16 protein-coding genes and 1 riboswitch are annotated in these 20,026 nt (G+C 33.7%); of the genes, 9 read left to right on the top strand and 7 right to left on the bottom strand.

The window, feature by feature from the left end:
- Positions 1-260: 260 nt before the first annotated feature.
- From folK to folP, 4 genes are all read right to left on the bottom strand, one after another.
- Positions 261-1,091: a 2-amino-4-hydroxy-6-hydroxymethyldihydropteridine diphosphokinase gene (gene folK, locus AB8U03_RS10270; RefSeq protein WP_369704454.1), complete on the bottom strand. Its 831-nt coding sequence runs from the start codon at positions 1,089-1,091 to the stop codon at positions 261-263.
- Positions 1,092-1,121: 30 nt separating this feature from the next.
- Positions 1,122-1,607 carry an HD domain-containing protein gene (locus AB8U03_RS10265; RefSeq protein WP_369704453.1) on the bottom strand — a complete coding sequence of 162 codons (486 nt, stop codon included), beginning with the start codon at positions 1,605-1,607 and terminating at the stop codon, positions 1,122-1,124.
- A 6-nt stretch (positions 1,608-1,613) separates the two neighbouring features.
- Positions 1,614-2,171, bottom strand: coding sequence for a GTP cyclohydrolase I FolE (folE, locus tag AB8U03_RS10260; RefSeq protein WP_369704465.1), 558 nt, complete (start codon positions 2,169-2,171; stop codon positions 1,614-1,616).
- Between the two features lie 83 nt (positions 2,172-2,254).
- Complete coding sequence (gene folP, locus AB8U03_RS10255; RefSeq protein WP_369704464.1) at positions 2,255-3,061, bottom strand: dihydropteroate synthase; 807 nt, start codon at positions 3,059-3,061, stop codon at positions 2,255-2,257.
- A gap of 246 nt (positions 3,062-3,307) precedes the next feature.
- Positions 3,308-3,423: riboswitch (FMN riboswitch) on the top strand.
- Positions 3,424-3,612: 189 nt separating this feature from the next.
- Here folP and ribD point away from each other — a divergent pair.
- The 6 genes from ribD to AB8U03_RS10225 all read left to right on the top strand — a co-directional run bounded on the left by ribD (position 3,613) and on the right by AB8U03_RS10225 (position 9,136).
- Positions 3,613-4,707: a bifunctional diaminohydroxyphosphoribosylaminopyrimidine deaminase/5-amino-6-(5-phosphoribosylamino)uracil reductase RibD gene (ribD, locus tag AB8U03_RS10250; RefSeq protein ID WP_369704452.1), complete on the top strand. Its 1,095-nt coding sequence runs from the start codon at positions 3,613-3,615 to the stop codon at positions 4,705-4,707.
- Complete coding sequence (locus tag AB8U03_RS10245) at positions 4,708-5,358, top strand: riboflavin synthase (protein ID WP_369704451.1); 651 nt, start codon at positions 4,708-4,710, stop codon at positions 5,356-5,358.
- 21 nt (positions 5,359-5,379) lie between these two features.
- Positions 5,380-6,579 carry a bifunctional 3,4-dihydroxy-2-butanone-4-phosphate synthase/GTP cyclohydrolase II gene (locus AB8U03_RS10240; RefSeq protein WP_369704450.1) on the top strand — a complete coding sequence of 400 codons (1,200 nt, stop codon included), beginning with the start codon at positions 5,380-5,382 and terminating at the stop codon, positions 6,577-6,579.
- Between the two features lie 22 nt (positions 6,580-6,601).
- Positions 6,602-7,066 carry a 6,7-dimethyl-8-ribityllumazine synthase gene (gene ribH / locus AB8U03_RS10235; protein ID WP_369704449.1) on the top strand — a complete coding sequence of 155 codons (465 nt, stop codon included), beginning with the start codon at positions 6,602-6,604 and terminating at the stop codon, positions 7,064-7,066.
- A 369-nt stretch (positions 7,067-7,435) separates the two neighbouring features.
- Positions 7,436-8,530, top strand: coding sequence for an Ldh family oxidoreductase (locus tag AB8U03_RS10230; RefSeq protein ID WP_369704448.1), 1,095 nt, complete (start codon positions 7,436-7,438; stop codon positions 8,528-8,530).
- 69 nt (positions 8,531-8,599) lie between these two features.
- A complete protein-coding gene (locus tag AB8U03_RS10225) occupies positions 8,600-9,136 on the top strand; it encodes a macro domain-containing protein (RefSeq protein ID WP_369704447.1) in 537 nt (178 codons plus the stop codon).
- 53 nt (positions 9,137-9,189) lie between these two features.
- Here the strand turns inward: AB8U03_RS10225 and AB8U03_RS10220 are convergent, their stop codons facing one another.
- From AB8U03_RS10220 to AB8U03_RS10210, 3 genes are all read right to left on the bottom strand, one after another.
- Entirely contained in the window at positions 9,190-9,567 is a 378-nt protein-coding gene (locus AB8U03_RS10220) for a YopX family protein (RefSeq protein ID WP_369704446.1), read from the bottom strand.
- A 16-nt stretch (positions 9,568-9,583) separates the two neighbouring features.
- On the bottom strand, positions 9,584-11,296 hold the full coding sequence (locus AB8U03_RS10215) for a methyl-accepting chemotaxis protein (RefSeq protein WP_369704445.1): 1,713 nt from the start codon (positions 11,294-11,296) through the stop codon (positions 9,584-9,586).
- Between the two features lie 268 nt (positions 11,297-11,564).
- Entirely contained in the window at positions 11,565-12,527 is a 963-nt protein-coding gene (locus AB8U03_RS10210) for an L-lactate dehydrogenase (RefSeq protein ID WP_369704444.1), read from the bottom strand.
- A 198-nt stretch (positions 12,528-12,725) separates the two neighbouring features.
- Here AB8U03_RS10210 and AB8U03_RS10205 point away from each other — a divergent pair, with 198 nt between their 5' ends.
- Genes AB8U03_RS10205 through AB8U03_RS10195 form a run of 3 tightly spaced genes read left to right on the top strand, consistent with a single transcriptional unit; the run spans position 12,726 to position 19,968 of the window.
- Positions 12,726-17,588 (top strand): cytidyltransferase, encoded by a 4,863-nt coding sequence (locus AB8U03_RS10205; RefSeq protein WP_369704443.1) that lies wholly within the window; start codon positions 12,726-12,728, stop codon positions 17,586-17,588.
- Between the two features lie 57 nt (positions 17,589-17,645).
- On the top strand, positions 17,646-18,890 hold the full coding sequence (locus AB8U03_RS10200) for a lactate/malate family dehydrogenase (RefSeq protein WP_369704442.1): 1,245 nt from the start codon (positions 17,646-17,648) through the stop codon (positions 18,888-18,890).
- A 34-nt stretch (positions 18,891-18,924) separates the two neighbouring features.
- Positions 18,925-19,968: a flavodoxin family protein gene (locus tag AB8U03_RS10195; RefSeq protein ID WP_369704441.1), complete on the top strand. Its 1,044-nt coding sequence runs from the start codon at positions 18,925-18,927 to the stop codon at positions 19,966-19,968.
- Positions 19,969-20,026 lie beyond the last annotated feature (58 nt).

The raw sequence follows: 20,026 nt of genomic DNA, 5'->3' as shown, positions 1-20,026 counted from the left end.
TAGACAGCTTTTATAGTATATCATCTGTTTTCCTCTTTGTCAACAACTTTTTAATCTTATTTTCAAACTTTATTTTTAAGATTTAAAACCCATTGATTTGAGTTGGTTTTATCAACCTCAAGACAACAATAGTTATTATATCATTTACATTAACATGTGCATCATACTGAAATTCAATAATAACTGTTTATATTACCATACCTTTCTTTTACTAAATATTTCAATGTTTTTCTAATATAGACACTCAAGGATACGTTTATTCACTGTATTCCATCTTTTTTCTGCAATTTGTTCATTAGATCCACAATTCTAACCTTTAAAATTGGGTGAACAACAAAAGGTGCAATATCTGATAGTGGTTTTAACACAAATAGCCTTTCCTGCATTCTAGGATGTGGTACCACAATGCGTTCCTGAGATAATATCAGATCATCATATAAAATTATATCTAAATCCATAGTTCTCGGTCCCCATTTTATTGTTCTTTTACGCTTTAACTTGTTTTCTATTTCTAATAGAAAGTCCATTAATGTTTCAGGATTCATTAAAGTTTTTATTTCCAGAGCTCCATTTAAAAAATCATCCTGATCTAAGTATCCTACAGGTTTAGTATTATACAATCTAGATATTTTTATCACCTTATTGCAAGCTGAAGAATTTATTATATCCATAGCATTTTTTATATTTTCTTCCCTATTACCTACATTTGAACCCACGGCAACATATGCTTTATGCCAGCACCTGTCTATTTCCACTCCTGCCCATTTTAGTGATTTTCCTATAGGGGCCCATGGTTTTTTTACCTTAACTATTACCCTATTTACTATTTCGTATTTTTTTAATATGAAACTTGCTAAAGATTCCGCTGCTCTTTCAATAAGATTGTATTTTTCCCTTTTAAATTCATCTTCTATTTGACAGCATAAATCGGCATAATTTAAAGTCTTATTCAAATCATCCTCCTTTGCCGCTTCACTCAAATCCATAAAAATCTTTAAAGATATGAGGAATCTCTGCCCCATATCCTTTTCAGCCTGATTTACTCCATGATATGCATACACTTCCAAATCCTTTATGTACATTACATCCATTACAAACATCTCCCGCATCATTTAAAACCATTAGTATTTAATAATAAAATTTTTCTTTTCATCTGGCCAATTACATTCAGAAAAAGCTCTGCATATAAAACAATTTCTAGAAAACTTATCACTTGAATAAAATATACTATTTAATAAATTATCAGGATCCTTTTTTCTATGATTCAATATTATATCTATTATTCTATTTTTCTCATCTCCGCTAAATCCACATTCTTCTAAAATATCCGCTGCTAATTTAGCACTTGCCAACTCATGAGGTATACCTTTTTCATACTGTATCCCCTTTCCTATATCATGCAAAAGAGCAGCTGCATATATAACTTCTTTTTTTTCATCAACATCTTTCTCCAGTGTGATTATATACGCAATTCTAGCTACATCCAACAGATGAGAAATATCGTGTTTGCAGAACTCTCTCTGCTTTTCAAGCTTATTTATTTCATTTAAATATTCACGAAATCTGTTATTATTTAAAATGGCATTTATTTTTTTCAAAAACAGCACCACTTTCTATTCCATTTTAATCATTTTATATACTTCACTTCTAAATTTAAGTTCATCTTTAAATCTGCCTCTAGTGGCAACTGTGATAGTCTTACTGCCAGGTTTCTTTATTCCTCTCATAGTCATGCACATATGTTCTGCTTCTATAACAACCATAACTCCCTTTGCATTTAAATATTTCATTATTGAATCTGCAATTTGAATGGTCATTCTTTCCTGAAGTTGGAGTCTTTTTGCAAAAACTTCCACAGTTCTAGCTAATTTACTTAAACCAACAACTTTACCATTGGGAATATAGGCTATATGAGCTTTACCATAAAAAGGCATAAGATGATGCTCGCATGTGGAATAAAATACAATATCCTTTTCCAATACTATATCATCACTGTCCACCGTAAATACCTTTTTTAAATGCTTTTCAGGACTTTGCCCTAATCCAGAAAATATTTCCTTGTACATTCTAGCAATTCTATCTGGTGTCTCAAGGAGCCCTTCTCTTTCAGGGTCTTCCCCTATGGCTTCAATAATCATTTTTACTGCTTTTTTAATTTTATTATCATCCATCATAATAAGATACTGAGTAATAAATACTCAATACTCCCCTCCCTACAATACCTAAAATAGATTACAATACAGTTTCCATACAATTATCTTCTCAATATGGCATCTGCCATCAACGATGCCCTTTTATTTTCTTTCACATCGTGAACTCTTACGAAATCACATTTTTTCATTATTCCTATTACTGTTGTGGCTATAGTGCCCTCCAGCCTTTCTTCCGTTGAGAGCTTTAATGTGTTTCCTATCATTGACTTTCTAGAAGCTCCCAAAAGTACTGGATATCCAAGCTTGGAAAGCTGCTCCAAATTATTCATGACATTTAAATTCTGTTCATAATTTTTTGCAAATCCTATACCTGGATCTACTATTATATTTTCTGAATTCACTCCAGCTTTTAAAGCTATATTTATACTTTCTGTTAAATCATCTAATATGTCTTCCATTAAATTCTTATAGTCCGTGTTATTTCTATTATGCATCAGACAACAGGGCACTTTATAATGAGCTGCCACTTCAGCCATATATGGATCTCTTTTGAATCCCCATACATCATTTATTAAAGATGCTCCAGCTTTTATTGCCTCTTCTGCTACCTTTCCTTTATATGTATCTATGGAAATTGGTACATTTATATATTTTGTCAATGTCCCTATTACAGGAATAACTCTTTCCAATTCTTCCTGCTGCCCTAGGGGTTCATAACTTGGTCTTGTGGATTCTCCACCTACATCTATTATATCTGCACCTTCCGCTTCCATCTTTTTAGCATGCTCTACTGCCAGTTCTAAATTATTAAACTTCCCTCCATCAGAAAAGGAATCTGGTGTAACGTTGAGTATACCCATAATATAAGTTCTTCTACCAATTTCAAAATTTTTTTTACCTATTTTCAATATTTTATTCACAATTTTTACCCCCATTATTTTCTATTTTATAAATACAAATAGTAAAATAAAATATATTCCCCCATGTCTCACCAACTTTGTCCTGAACAATTTTATTGTAACAAAACATTAAAGAATATACAAATAAATATAACAATTGTGAAATATGATTTGTGGTTGTAAAATTACATAAACTGCAAATTGTTTAGCATTTGACAATTCACTTGTCAAATGCTATAATTTAAAAAATTAAATATCAGTCTTCAGGGCAGGGTGAAGTTCCCTACCGGTGGTATAGCCCACGAGCCGCAAGGCATGATTTCGGTGAAATTCCGAAGCCGACAGTACAGTCTGGATGAAAGAAGATTATTATGTATTCGCATATTTATAGTATGTATATATACTGGTGATTTCGGGCTCTGAAATGTTTTCATTTCAGAGCCCATTGTTATTTCAGCGTATATCATTCCAGTTTATTATGTACCTACATATCTCTTTTATTTTAAAACGCCTTGAATATATTCAAGGCGTTATTTTATTTCAAAAAGGAGCTGTTATATGTGACGGACGAAAACTACATGAAAATTGCAATAGAATTAGCTAAAAAAGGCCGTGGATGGGTAAGCCCCAACCCAATGGTAGGTGCTGTCATCGTAAAAAATAACGAAATAATCGGCACTGGTTATCATAAAAAATGCGGTGAGCTCCATGCAGAAAGAAATGCTATTGCATCCTGTACAAAATCACCAAAGGGTTCAACCATGTATGTTACCCTGGAGCCATGCTGTCACTGGGGAAGAACGCCCCCTTGCACTGAAGCCATTATTCAAAATGAAATCAGCAGGGTAATAATAGGTACAAAGGACCCCAATGCCTTAGTTAGCGGTAAAGGGATTGACATTTTAAAAAAACACGGCATCAAAATAAAAACGGGTATTCTTCAGAATGAATGTATGGAATTAAACCAAGTATTCTTCCACTATATCAAAACAAAAACTCCCTTCGTTGTAATGAAATATGCCATGACTTTGGACGGGAAAATTGCTACCTGTACAGGAGAATCCAAATGGATTACAGGAGAAGCAGCCAGAGAACATGTTCATATGTCAAGGCACACATATTCGGCCATTATGGTTGGAATTAATACGGTCATTGCAGATGATCCATTACTTACTTGCAGGCTGCCTCATGGGAAAAATCCAAAGCGCATCATATGTGATACTAATTTGAGAATACCGTCATCATCAAAAATTATTCAAACGGCAAAAGAATTTCAAACATATGTTGCCACTGATTCAGAAGATACGTGGAAGATACAACGGCTTATTGACAGCGGCTGTTTTATCATAAAAACACCTAAAAAAGACAAGCATTTGGATTTAAATGCATTAATGATAAAGCTTGGCAGAGAAAATATAGACAGCATATTACTTGAAGGAGGTTCTACACTAAATTACAGTGCTTTAAGCAGCGGCATTGTAAATAAAGTGCAGGCATATGTTTCCCCTAAAATATTGGGAGGTTCACAGGCAAAAACACCTGTGGGTGGCATTGGTATCCACAGACTCAAAGACGCTTTTGGACTTGATAACAAAAAAATTACTGTTATAGGTGAAGATATTTTATTGGAGTTTCATGTAAAAGGAGGTGAATAAATGTTTACAGGGATTATAGAGGAAATAGGAAAAGTTGTTTCTGTTCAAAAGGGTCAAAGATCCTCAAGATTATACATACGAGGAGACAATATATTTAATGATTTAAAAAAAGGTGACAGTATTGCGGTAAATGGAGTATGTCTTACGGTGTGCAGTTTTCAAAACAAAATTTTTACTGCAGATGTAATGAGCGAAACTTTAAATAGAAGTTCATTAGGATCCTTAAAATCTGGAACCAATGTAAATCTTGAGAGGGCAATGTCAATAAATGGACGTTTCGGCGGTCACATTGTATCTGGACATATAGATGGGACAGGGATTATAAGCAACTTAAGGCAAGATGACAATGCTGTTTGGGTTACAGTAACCACTTCCAAAAATATAATGAAATATATTGTGGAAAAAGGCTCTGTTACAATAGACGGAATCAGTTTAACCGTTGTAAAAACAGATACAAATAGTTTTCAAGTATCAATCATACCACATACAGTAAATTCTACTACTTTCATGGAAAAAAGCATTGGAGAAACTGTGAATCTAGAGGTTGATATTATAGGCAAATATATAGAAAAATTTTTAGCCATTGACAAATCAGAACAAACTGACCCAGGTAACATTACCATGAATTTTTTGTTGAAGAATGGATTTTAATATTTTAAAGGAGATAATACTATGTTTCAATTTAATACAATTAAAGAAGCTTTAGAGGATCTTAGACAGGGAAGGATTATAGTAGTCACCGACGATGAGGACAGGGAAAATGAAGGAGATTTAATTTGTGCCGCAGAGTTTGCCACACAAGAAAATGTAAATTTTATGGCAACATATGCAAAAGGCCTTATCTGTATGCCTATGAGCAGTAAACTGGTTTCCAGATTAAACCTTCCACAAATGGTCTCAAACAATACAGATAATCATGAAACAGCTTTTACTGTATCCATTGACCATATAACTACAACCACAGGAGTCTCAGCAGCAGAGCGCTCCATAACCGCTTTAAAATGTGTAGAAGATAATTCCAGGCCAGAAGATTTTCGCAGGCCGGGACATATGTTTCCGCTGCTTGCCAAAGACTATGGTGTTCTAGAACGTAATGGCCATACGGAAGCTACTGTTGATTTGATGAAATTGGCAAAACTTAAAGAGTGTGGACTTTGCTGCGAAATAATGAAAGACGACGGCACCATGATGAGAACTGACGACCTAATTGAATTTGCTAAAAAACATGATTTAAAATTTATTACAATTAAGGACCTGCAGTATTACAGAAAGCAAAAAGAAAAGTTTGTCGAACAAGTGGTAAATACAAAAATGCCTACAAAATACGGTGAATTCACAGCTTATGGATATATCAACAAAATTAACGGAGAGCACCATGTTGCACTTGTGAAGGGTGATATTTCAGACGGCAGATCAGTTTTATGCAGAGTACATTCTGAATGTTTAACCGGAGACACCTTTGGATCAGTTCGTTGTGATTGTGGTCAGCAATATGCAAAGGCCATGACTCAAATTGAAGAAGAAGGAAGGGGCATACTTTTATACATGAGCCAGGAGGGACGTGGCATTGGGCTAATCAACAAATTGAAAGCTTATGCATTGCAGGATACAGGTTTAGACACTGTTCAGGCAAATATTGCCCTTGGCTTTGAGGAAGATCTAAGAGATTATTATATTGCTGCACAAATTCTGAAAGATTTGGGGGTAAACCAAATACGGTTAATGACAAATAACCCTGATAAAATAAAGCAGTTGTCTGCCTATGGTATAAATATTGTTAAAAGAGTACCAATTCAGATGAGAGCATCTCAATACGATACTTTTTATCTGAAAACGAAACAGAAAAAAATGGGTCATATTTTAAATTATTAATATGTTAAAGGAGAACGAGTAAATGAAAGTTTATGAAGGAAATTTAGTATCAAGAGACATTAAAATTGGCATTGCTGCCGCAAGGTTTAATGAATTCATCGTTTCAAAGCTGCTGGATGGGGCATTAGATGGACTTAAAAGGCACAACGTAAATGAAGATGATATTGAAGTGGCATGGGTTCCTGGAGCATTTGAAATTCCTATAATTGCATCGAAAATGGCAGCGTCAGGTAAATACGATGCAGTTATTTGCCTGGGAGCAGTAATAAGGGGAGCTACATCACATTATGATTATGTATGCAATGAAGTATCCAAAGGTATCGCACAGGTTTCGTTAAACTCTGGCATTCCTGTTATTTTTGGTGTGCTCACAACAGAAAATATCGAGCAGGCAATTGAAAGAGCCGGTACAAAAGCAGGCAATAAAGGTTATGATTGTGCACTGTCAGCTATCGAAATGGTCAATTTAATAAAAAGCATGAATTAAATTTGTTTTCATCCAGAAATACATAGGGAGCAGTGGGCATAAAAGCATACTGTTTCCCTATTTTTGCAAAGGCACGAATGTATCCTGACTTACCTCTAATTATGTTAAATACTCTTTTAAAATCTGCAATTTCTCATTTTTTTTCATCAGGCCTTTAAATTCAATATGCCTCAAAATATTGTCATTATCAAGAAAGCACATAATATTGCAGGTATTCATAATATTTCACCTCAATAATTTAAAAAATATTATTCCTATCTAAAATTCACTGGAATTAAACAGCAAAATATATTATTATAATATGTAATTATATACTAACACTTTAATACATGTATATGATTTTTAATACATTATTATAGGAGGCTAAAAATGTCATATTCAAAAGTTAAATATGAAGGATTGAAAAAGCTATGCCATATTGTCTTTGAAAAATTTGGATTCAGTCAGGAGGATAGCAAAACTATTACAGACGTATTGCTATTATCGGATTTATTTGGTATTGAATCTCATGGCATCCAAAGGTTAGTGAAATATTACAGTGAAATAAAGCAAGGATTAATAATAGTAGACTCCAGCCCAAAAATCATAAAAGAAACGCCCATATCGGCGGTTATAGACGGCCAGGCAGGAATGGGACAGTTGACAGGTAAAAGGGCCATGAACCTTGCTATACAAAAAGCTAGAGCTTCTGGAATTGGTATGGTTTCCGTAAGGAACTCCAATCATTACGGTATTGCAGGATATTATGCCAAAATGGCAGAAGAAGCAGGGCTTATGGGAATATCCATGACTAATTCCCCAGCTGTTATAGTTCCTACTTTTGGTAAGGAAGCTATGCTTGGCACGAACCCTATTGCCCTATCCATGCCAGCTGAACCCTACCCATTTCTAATGGACATGGCTACCAGTGTGGTTACAAGGGGTAAAATTGAAGTTTATAATAAAAAGCAGGAACCTCTGCCTTTAGGACTGGCATTAAATAAGGATGGAGAAGACACTACGGATCCCTATGACATATTGTACAATGTGCCGAAAAAACTGGGGGGAGGATTACTTCCACTGGGAGGTTCTAAAGAATTAACAGGTGGACACAAAGGATATGGCTTCGCTCTGGCAGTTGAAATATTTACGGCAATTTTATCAGATGGCGCTACCGGGAATTATGTTCATCTAGATGGTTCTGGGGGATCAGGTACCTGCCATTATTTATGTGCAATAGACTATGGCATATTTGGGGATAAAAAATCCATTGAAAATAGACTTTCCAAATACTTAAATGAACTTAGAAATTCCAAGAAGGCAAAAGGAGCAGTTAGAATATACACCCACGGTGAAAAAGAAGTAGAGTCCTATAATGATAAAATCAAAAATGGAATTCCAATAAACGATGTGACTCTCCATGAAATAAATGGTATATGCCAATTTTTCCACATAAATTCCAATGACTATATTATTTATAGTTAAGAGTTAAAATTTCAGTCTCAATTATTAACTATTAACTGCCTTGAAATATTTTAAGGGGAGGTAATTACCATGATTGAAATAGGTGATAAAAAAATCTTAATCAAAAAGGGAGACATAACAAAAGAGCAAAGTGATGCTATAGTAAACCCTGCAAATAGTTCTCTGAATCATGGAGGTGGAGCAGCTCTGGCTATAGTGAGAGCAGGTGGAATTGAAATACAAAGAGACAGTGATGAACTTATAAAAAAAATAGGTACTTTACCTGTTGGAAAAGCCGTTATAACATATGGCCATAATTTAAGCTGTAAATTTATAATACACACTGTAGGCCCTATAATGGGAGAGGGAAATGAAGAAAAGAAATTAAAAAAGGCTGTAACCAGCGTACTGAATCTGGCGGAATATTACAATTTAACTTCCATATCAATACCAGCCATAAGCTCCGGTGTATTTAGGTTTCCAAAAGAAAAATGTGCAGAAATACTTCTTAAAACTTCAGTGGAATTCCTGAAGAAGGGCGATGTGGATTTAAAAACCATTGTCATGTGCAATCATGACGATAAAACCACAAATATTTTTCTCCGGGAGGGAGAAAAGTACATTTAAAAAAATACCAGATTAAAATATTATAGGAAATATTTTAATCTGGTATTTATAAATTAGTCTGAAGCTTTTTTATTCTGAAATGTATTACCTAAAACTTCTACATTTCCATTGAGCATCTGAATATACAGATATTCATTTTCCACATAAAAACCATATAATTCTGTTGCTTCGCTAATTTCTCCACACTCACCTATTAATTTATCAAAAGAATATCTTCCAAACTTCACAGGCAATCTCAGTGAAGTTTCCTCTCTGTTTATTCCTATAATATCCTCCTCATAAATATCTCTCCCATTTTTATCATTTAACCCTGTAAACTCTGTAGTTATAAATCTATCTTCCTCTTTTGTTCCATCTTCAAGATAAGGATTTTCACTTATATAAAAACAGTTATTTTCATTATCCCAAATTCTAAATTTAAATTTCCTCATACAATGCTACTTCCTTTTATATTTTAAATTTATTTACCATAACTGTTAGTTTTTCTGCAAACTCTGCCTGGCTTTGAGAAGATTTAGCTATATCTTCAATTGCTTTAGTTACCTCATTTACACTACTTAGTATTTCCTCAGATCCTGCAGCTGATTCTTCTGCTGTAGAAGCTGCATTTTCAATGGTACTATTTAATTTTTTCATTATCTCTTTCATCTGCTTCGAAGAGTTGTCTATTTGTTCTGACATATTATTTATAAATTCCGCATCTTTTTCATACTGGATTCCCGTATCCATAAGAAGCCTATAATTAGGTGAAACTATATTTGCTATATAATCCAAAACTTCCTGGCCGCTCTGAGACAGATTGTTGAATGCACTTTCTACTGACAGTACCATTTTATTTATATTTCCAACTGCACTGGAAGATTGCTCCGCTAGCTTTCTAACTTCATCGGCCACTACTGCAAATCCCTTTCCATGCTCCCCTGCCCTGGCAGCTTCAATAGCTGCATTTAATGCAAGAAGATTAGTTTGTTCCGCTATGTTTCCAATAGAAGCTGCCATAATCTTAACTTCTGAAACAACTTTTCCCTCTTCAATGGCATTCATAATATTTCTTTCTTTTTCATCATATATAATTTTAGCTTCTTTTATACTATTGGAAGCTTTTACTTTTATATCCTCAGCACGCTTTTTTATATCCAAAGATGATCTGGTAGCTTCATCGGCTTTATTGGAAAGTTCATGAGTATTTGATTCCATTTTCTGTGAAGAAATATTTATTTCTTCTGTAATATTACTTAAATTCTGAGATCCTTTTGATATTTGATCCGTGGACTCGCTTACAGAAGTCATCATGGATGAAATCTCCTGAGTAGTGGCAGAAAGCTCTTCACTGGAGGCACTCATATCTTCAGTACCTTGTAATATTTCTTTTACCAGTTCCTTTATATTGTCGCTGGCACTATTTAATTCCTGTGCCAATATTCCTATTTCATCTTTATTAGATACTTCTACAGATTGACCCAATTCGCCCTTGCTCAAGGAATCTGCAAAAGATAAAATTTTCTCAACTTCCCTTGAAATTCCAGAAGCAATCTTATTGCCTAAAATCAAAGCTATTATCAATCCAAGGAGAGTTACAAACATTATAACATAAAGTGAACTCCTATATATGGAGTTACTATTTAAATTATTATTGTAAGCCTTCTGCTGAGTGATTTTAGACAATTCTTCAATGGTTTTGGTTAATTTGTCTCTATAAGATGCTGCATCCCTATTTAACTCATATGCTTCATCATATTTGCCCTGCTCCATAAGATTAAGCGTCTTATCGCATATATCTCTCCAATCCTTTAACTGAGTATCCAATTTGGGAAGCAGGTTTTTTTCCTGAGAAGTTAAATTAGATTTTTTATATGTATTCAATATATTGTTATTTTCTTTTTTGTAGGCATCCGTAGTCTTTATTGTATCCTGAGTTTTACTTTTATCCCTGCTCTCCACAAGATTTATTATGCTTAACCTGAGATGCATTGTATTTGAATCAAACTTATCCAAATTCCTGAGAGTCTGTAAATCTTCGTTGTACAACTGATTGGAAGCTGTATTTATTTTTTCCATATTTACCGTGCCAATTATACCCACAACTACAATAAACACTGATATAAAGAAAAATCCCAGTACCTGTTTTTTCTTTATTTTTAAATTATTAAACCATTCCATATGTACTTCCCCCTCGTATAATAAACTTAACTTTGAAAATATTTTATTTCAAAGTTCTCTGTATTCATATTGGCTGCTACTTAATACTAATTAATATTAAATATTACATAACATAAATTAGTAGACAATATGTTTTAAAGTATATCATATTAAAATAGGAAATACAATCACGAAATAACAAATTACTACAATTTATTTACTTTGTATGATTATTTTTATTTCTATGCAGATATAATAAAAGGACTAAAAGTCCCTCTAATGGTAAAAACTATTTTGCCAGCCCTGCAACCTTCATTGTTTTTAAAATATTTTCTGCACTGGCTTTTAACTTTATCACTTCATCATCTGAAAGCGGCACTTCAATTCTTTTTTCCACTCCATTTTCGGTTATAATACACGGAAGACTTAATGCCACATTCTTCAACCCGTATTCTCCTTCAAGAGTAGTTGAAACAGGCATGATACTATGTTCATTTAACAAAACTGCCTTTGCAAGCCTGCAAGCTGCCATGGCAATTCCTGCACTGGTAAATCCCTTGAGATGAAGGACATCATAAGCTACATCCACCACCTTGGTAGCTATTTTTTCACGATCCAGCGGTTCTTCCGGTTTAAAATATTCATCCAATCTATCACAGGGAACTCCTCCGATATTTAAAAGGCTCCATGTTGGAAAAGATGAATTACCGTGCTCTCCAAGCATATATCCATGAACATTTTTAGGATCTACATTGTATTTATTGGCGATAATTCTCCTGAAACGTGAAGAATCAAGGCTGGTTCCTGTGCCAAATATTTTATCCTTTGGATATCCAAAATAATTTTCAGCATAATACACCATGGTATCCAACGGGTTGGTTATTATTATAATCACCGCATCCTTTGTATATTTGCTTATAGAAGACATTACATCTTTCATCGTTTCAACATTCTTCTTTGCCAAAACCGTCCTGTCAGATTTATCATTTGGCATTATGCTCGGCCCAGCAGCTATTATGATGACTTTGGCATCCTTGCATTCTTCATAACTGCCAGAATGAATTTTTACATTTGGACTATAAGTAAAAGATGTGGTATGAGTGGAATCCAATGCTTCTCCTTCAGCTTTCTCTTTAATCTTATCAATAGTGACAATTTCAGACATTAAATTAAGCGAAAGTGCACAATTTAATACTGCAGAGCCTACATGTCCTGCACCCACTATTACAAGTTTATTTTTTGTTGGTTTCATATACATTACCTCCATATGTAATACATTCTAAAATATAAAATAACATGTGGTAAAACCACCTTATTTTTAATTATTATTACTGATTATATCACAAATATTGATAATAAAAAATTGCAAGTTACTATAACTCACTTTTCTTTTGAAAAAAATTTATAAAAAGTATATAATTTCTGTAAAGAGTATATTTGGAGGTAATTTATGAACCCTATATCTTATATGGAAGCTTATAATAAAATATTTAGAAAAATCACAAATACAAAATGGCTTAAAAAACATAATATAAATAAATATATTATGGATAAAAACATAAAAAGCAGCAAATTCAAAGATACCCTTAAAAATCAAATCAATAATAAAGATTTTTCTGCCAAAAGCACCATAAAATTATGTAACCCCATGCTGGATGCACTATCAGAGCATAGAGCACCTGATAATTGGCTCTTATATTTATACCAATACACTCTACGTAAAAACTTCCCTGAAAATGCAACTGTAAAAATGGATCCAAAGCTAACTGAGGCCTGTGAACTATATCTCACCATATTTAATGTACTATGTGAAATACAAAAAAGTTCTCAAGATGGCACCTGGGAAAGTCACTATCCCCTTCAATTCTTAACCTTAAAAGAAGAATCAGAATTGGAGCACCCTGAAGAGTACAAAAAGTTTATAAAATCTTTTTCATCACAATGCACCTACGAAATGATGAAAATGAACGGCGAGATAACCGGTTTCACCACATTGGAGCACATATGCGGGGTACATTATTTATCCCTTTACATAGCAAGACAGCTAAAAAGCATAGATATTCCTGTAGATCTTGGAAGAGTATCCGGTGCCGCTGCCGGTCACGATATAGGAAAATACGGGTGTAAATATATAGAATCCAAACGGGTTCCTCATCTGCACTATTACTATACAGACCAATGGTTTAAAAGGTGCGGTATAAATTATATAAGAAATATAGCTATAAATCACTCCGTGTGGGATTTGGAGCTGGAAAACCTTTCTTTGGAATCCTTACTTCTTATATATTCTGATTTCAGGATAAAAAATGCATCTGGAAATGGCAAATCTTATATGAAGTTATTTTCTCTGGATGAATCTTTTTATATAATTTCAGATAAATTGGAAAATATGAATTTACGAAAAAGTAAACGATATAAAAGAGTATATGCCAAATTAAAAGACTTTGAAAATTTTCTTCTGGATATGGGAATTGATATAGATCCAAAACAGGCATGCAATTTTGTGGAAACAAAAATTAAAAATTATACTTTACTTCAGGGAAATGATATAGTTCAAAATCTGAAATATCTGTCAATAAATCATAATATAAATCTCATGTATCAGCTTAGGGATGAATACTCCCTGGATGCCATACTGGAAATGACACGAAGTGAAAATGACTGGAAGGTATTCCGGGAATACATAAGAATATTTCAGGAATATTCCACTTATCTTACCCAGAAGCAAAAACTTCAAACCCTAAAATTTTTATATGAAAACCTTATTCATCCTGAAGACGATATAAGGAGACATTGCGCGGAATTGATGGGAACTCTCATAGCCACCTTTGATGAAGACTACAGAAAAGAATTGCCCCTGGATGTAAAAATACCGCCTCCGATTACATCCAGTACAAGTCTTCTTAAAAAATACATGGACATTATGTTGTCTCCCAGTTATAAAATAATTTCAGCCCATAAATTCAATATAGGCTACAGTATAAGCATTATGATAAATTCACTTTTCACAAATTGTAAAGAATCATTCATAGTAAAATATATTGATGTGCTCCTGGGATTTTTTAAAGATGAAAAATACAAAGGTACAAATTATGAAATTTTTCTGCTTGAGACTTCTAAATATATACCCTGGAATTACCTGTCTAAAGAAAATGAAGAGATTTTATTTTCTTATATATTTTCCAAGCTTAAAAAGAGAAACAGTACAACAAGAATGGAAGCTCTGGAAATCATACTGGTATTTTCGGATGAACTTTTGCAAAAACGACATCTTGCTGAAAAGATAAAGAATTATTTTAATTCCATAACTACCAGAAGTAAAATCTCAGCTGAAAATTTTCTTTTATATAAGATAAATAAAAAGCTGAATTTAGCTGATAACAAGGATATATTTAAATATTACTGTGACTTGAACCCCAAAGTTGTAACAGGTATATTTTTAAGCAACCTAAAAACTGACACAGATTGGATAAGGAAAAAAAACCAAGTGGAACTTCTCCTGTATCATGCCCTTGATAATCCCCAATCCATAGGTCTCCATACAGCTATACATTTTTGCAACCTGCTAAAAGTAAGTGCCATAGAAAGTGTTAGAAATACCGCTGGAGCTGCTATATTAAAGATTATGCCCTATCTTTCACTAGCTGAAAGGAATGAAGTTGCAGTGGAACTTTTAAGAGCTTTGGAGATAGAGGGAAATAGATTTACAGAATACATTCCAAGATACACAGGACAGGCAGCTTTATGGCTTCAGCCAAAGGAGCTGGATGAATTCATAGATGATTCAATTTATAAGATTAAAACTTCAAATTCAAATTTGAAATCTCTAATCTTTAAAACTGTTGGGACTATTATATCCCATTACCAGCTTTACAATGATCGTTTTGAAGAAACCGAAAGCACTTATTTAAAAAGATTGAATAAAATGCTGGGTATATTGTTAAATGGCCTGGGCGACTATAATCCCCAAGTTAAACAATCTGCCTTTAGTGTTATAGGCAAGGAAATTTTTGATACCCCCTTTATGGATTTGACAAAAAAAGAATTGATATTTAAACTCATAGCTAAGAAAGTACTCACATTAATTACAGACAATGAAAATCAGGAGATACTGTTTTTAACCAGATCCGCCAGTTTAAATCACATATATAGATTTATATCGGATTTTAATTTCTTTTATGGTGACATAGATATACCCGTTCCTTCAAAAATAGCTTTTTTCCCTGGAACCTTTGATCCCTTTTCCCTAAGCCACAAGGAAATAGCAAAATACATTCGTGATTTAGGCTTTGAAGTATATTTGGCCATAGATGAATTTTCCTGGTCCAAAAAGACTCTGCCCAATCTTTTAAGAAGAAATATAGTAACTATGTCCATAGCCAGCGAATTGAACATATATGTTTACCCTGATATGTATCCCACAAATATATCCAACCGGTCAAACTTAAAAACATTGAGAGAAAATTTCCCGGATTCAAAAGTTTACATGTGCATAGGCAGTGATGTTCTTTTGAATGCCTCCAGTTATAAAGCTCCTAAAACTAGAAATTCCATTCACACCTTTTCCCATATAATATTTGAAAGAGGGAAAGATAATGACTTAAAACTGGCTGCAAAAAAAATAGAGGGAAATGTAATCGTGCTAAGTCTGACTTCAAAGTATTCAAGCATAAGTTCCAGCCAGATCAGAACTTCCATCGACGACAACAGGGACATTTCCACTTTGGTAGACCCTATGGCCGAACAGTACATATATGCAAATGGATTCTATCAAATGGAATCTCAGGACAAATATTCCATAAGCTCACTATGGCTTGACAGTGAAATTTTCCAAGAGTTTAATGATGAAATTCTGAGGAAAATAAGTCAGTGCATTCCCGATTGCACTGACAAGTTTATACGTAAAGTCAAAGAGATATCCCTTAAACCTTCCTTTTGTATTGTATTTCTTAAAAATACCAACACAGAGGAAATTCTGGGTTTTTGTATTTTACATTGGATTCACTCTTCTACATTGTATGATGAATTTAAAAGCACCATTGTATCTCAATATATACGTGAAAACAGTACAGGCAGAATTATATCAATAGATGGGATTTGCATTAAGGACAGATATAAAAGCGAGGAACTTTCCCAGATTCTTCTCACGGAAGCTATTTCTCTATATGTATCAAAAGATTATGAATACGCTGTATACAGAAATGCTTTTAATAAAGAACTATGCAGCAAAGATATTTTTTCCCTATTAAAGTTGTATGGATTTACAGAGGTGCCATTTTGTGATGACAATAATCCCGTATATGCAGTTAACATGAGCACCCCCTCCATAATTAATTTTGATATACAAAATATTATAAAAGAACCCTTTAGGAGTAATCCCAAGATTATGGAAACTTTAACTGAATGTCGTAAAAAATTAATTGAAGGTATAGCTAAACTACATCCTGGAGAGCTAATAATTTCCTTTAATGTGAATTTCGTATATCAATGTCTAATAAGAAAAATCTGCAAGGAAAATATGGTGCCCACTGACAATCTAATACCTAGAAAGCTAGGTGAAGCCATGTGTGTACCTTATGGAAATATACTGGAGCGATATGTTATACCAAATACCGTCACCAAGGCACTGCACACGGAAAAATTATTTTTCCCCGATATGAGGAAGTTTATAATAGGTGAATTTCCCCATTGCCTGAACCTGAGTACCCAGATAAAAATGATAAAGGCTTTTCAGCGTCCTGTAATATTAGTAGATGATTTACTGCATAAAGGATACAGGATAAAAGCAGTGGACCCTATTCTTAAACATGAAGACATAGAGGTAAAAAAAATTATTGTAGCAGTTTTATCCGGGAGAGGCAAAGATCTCATGGATATGCAGGGCAGATCCGTAGAAAGCGTATATTTTATTCCCAGATTGAAATTATGGTTTAATGAAAACTCCCTATATCCATTTATAGGTGGTGATGCACTTTTTAGAGGAAGTTATCCTGAAAGGAACCTCCTTCCTTCAATAAATTTAATTTTACCTTACACATATCCTGCATTTATAAGAAATACTCCAAAATCCAACATATACAATTTATCAAAGACTTGTCTGGAGAACAGTTTGAATATATTGGAGACAATAGAAAAAGAGTATCATATTATCCATGAAAAGAACTTAACCTTATCTTCTTTAGGCCAGGTATTTGCCATACCCAGATGTCCTGACCTGGGAGAAAACATCAGCTATAATCTGAATTTACCTGCATCCAGTTACATCAAAAACGATCTGGAGCTTCTAATCAGAATGAATCATGCTTTTGAGTAGATAAAATTAATTATTTTCAGTAAAATATATATTAGTCTTAGAAAATGAGGTGTTAAAATGCAATTTTACTATTATCTTTATAAAAACAAATTACTTATATCTGATGTCCCCTTCCCTTTTAAGCCCCTTACTGAAAAGGCGGCTTCCCTTTACAACGGATATATTTACAGACTAATAAATACAGACACCAGCAAATCTAAGCTATGTTATTATATAACCCATCCTTCTCAAATATTTTCAAAATATGAAAGTCTGGGTTTAATATGGGATAAAAATCAGATTATCTATAAGCTGCCAAAGTGGATCTTAAGATCTATTGAGGAAAACAGACTTCTATGTTTAAACACGGCTTACCCAAATTGGGAAGAAAAGTTAGGCCATACTATTCCGGTATTCTATGAAAATAAAGGTTTCCGCAAATGGGATTTAACCATAGTAGGTCTGGGAGATGTAGGTGGAACTTTAATTACAGGTCTCAGAATATTAGGAGGGAGCTGTATAAATACCATATCAATATATGACAGGGATAAAAATAAAATCAAGAGATGGGAATATGAATGTAATCAAATTATAGATTCAAATCCACATACTGTATTTCCTGAGATCCTGCCTTTGGAAAAGGAAAATGATTTATTTAAATGCCATATGTTTGTATTTTGTGTTTCAGTAGGTGTGCCTGAAGTAGGTAAAAAAGTATCCGATGTAAGGCTCATGCAATTTGAGGGGAATTCAAAAATAATAAAAAGCTATGCCCAAAAAGCCAGGGATTGTAATTTTTCCGGTATATTTGCAGTAGTTTCAGATCCTGTGGATTTACTGTGCAAATCAGCATTTAATGTGGGGTTATCACCTGATCAAATAAGAGGATATGGTCTAGGTGTAATGAATGCAAGAGCCAACTATTATGCTGCAAAAATTAATGGTGCCGAAAATTTCCTTCAGGATGGAAGATGCTTTGGTCCCCATGGTGAAGGTCTTGTAGTTGCAAACAGTATTGAACATTATGATGAAAAAGTCTCCGATTATTTGACGGAAAAAGCCAAAAATGCCAATCTCCACATGCGTGCTGTGGGTTTTAAACCCTATATTGCCCCTGCTATGTCTTCTGGCGGTTTTTCCATTATAAACACTATAAAAAGTGAGTGGAACTACAGCAGTACTTTCTTGGGAGGAGCTTTTATGGGATGCAGGAACAAACTTCTGCCTTATGGAACACAATTGGAATATTACAAAGATATGAAAGAGCCACTATTCTATAGATTGGAGAAAACCTATAACCAATTATTGAAATTTAAATACTAAATCTGCTTATAACATTCTTTATGGGGGTGAAATTATGGAAGAACTTTACGTTATATGCCCAAATGACAAAATATCTGCTCAACTAAAGAAAATGTTAGACAGCTTTATAGAAGAATTTGATATTATACACTATATAAGCAGTATCCATTGCAGCAATTTTAAAGATAAAAAAATGTTATTTTTACTGGAGTTGGGCAATACCTGCTTTGATATACCCATGCTGAATTTTTTCAGCAATTTAGATCTAAAATCCACAAATATTTTTCAGGGCTCCACTGCAGCCCTTCTGATTCACAGCAGCTCTGATCTTGGAACAAAAAGAGCTGCCCAGGATATAATTTTTATGGCCAATAATATGGGGTGTAATTTTATAGGCCATCCTCTAGTGGAAGCTACCGCCAATTTTAAAAACTTTTTAACCTGGCAGAAATCCCTTAAGCTTCCCCTGGATGAAATATGTACAAATTTAAGTTCCAAACTGGGGAAAAGACTGGCAGAATATAAACCTGCAGCAGTGGGTAAAAAAATAACAGTTTTATACTCATCCCCTCATAAAATATCCAATACACTTGATCTGTGGCATTTGACCTCTAAATATTTAAAAAAAATATCCATAGAGGAACTGCAGATTGAAAACGGCAAAATACTTGACTGCAAAGGTTGTCACTACAGGCTCTGTCTTCATTACGGCAAACAAAACAGTTGCTTTTATGGGGGATTCATGATAGAAAATGTACTGCCTTCTATAGAATCCTCGGATGCAGTGGTATGGCTGTGTCCAAATTACAATGATTCCATTGGTGCCAATTTAACTGCCACTATAAACAGGTTGACTGTTTTATACCATAAGATAAGTTTTTACAATAAGGCCTTATTTGGAATAATAATTTCAGGAAATTCAGGAAGTGACTCCGTAGCAAAACAACTTATAGGATCATTGAATATAAATAAAGGATTCAGGCTGCCCCCCAATTCAATAATCATGGAGACTGCCAATGATCCCAAAGCTATATTCAAAATACCGGATATAGAGCTAAAGGCAAAAATTTTTGCAGATAATATAATGAACAGCCTATAATTTTATACTGATACAATGGTTAACTGCAAAAAAAAATCAATAACAGTTTTTTTTATAA

The sequence above is a fragment of the Clostridium moutaii genome, from assembly GCF_041205085.1.
In the GTDB taxonomy this organism is placed as follows: Bacteria; Bacillota; Clostridia; order Clostridiales; family Clostridiaceae; genus Clostridium_B; species Clostridium_B moutaii.
Note: the sequence above shows the minus strand (reverse complement) of the source record. Positions and strands in the feature narration are given on the sequence as shown.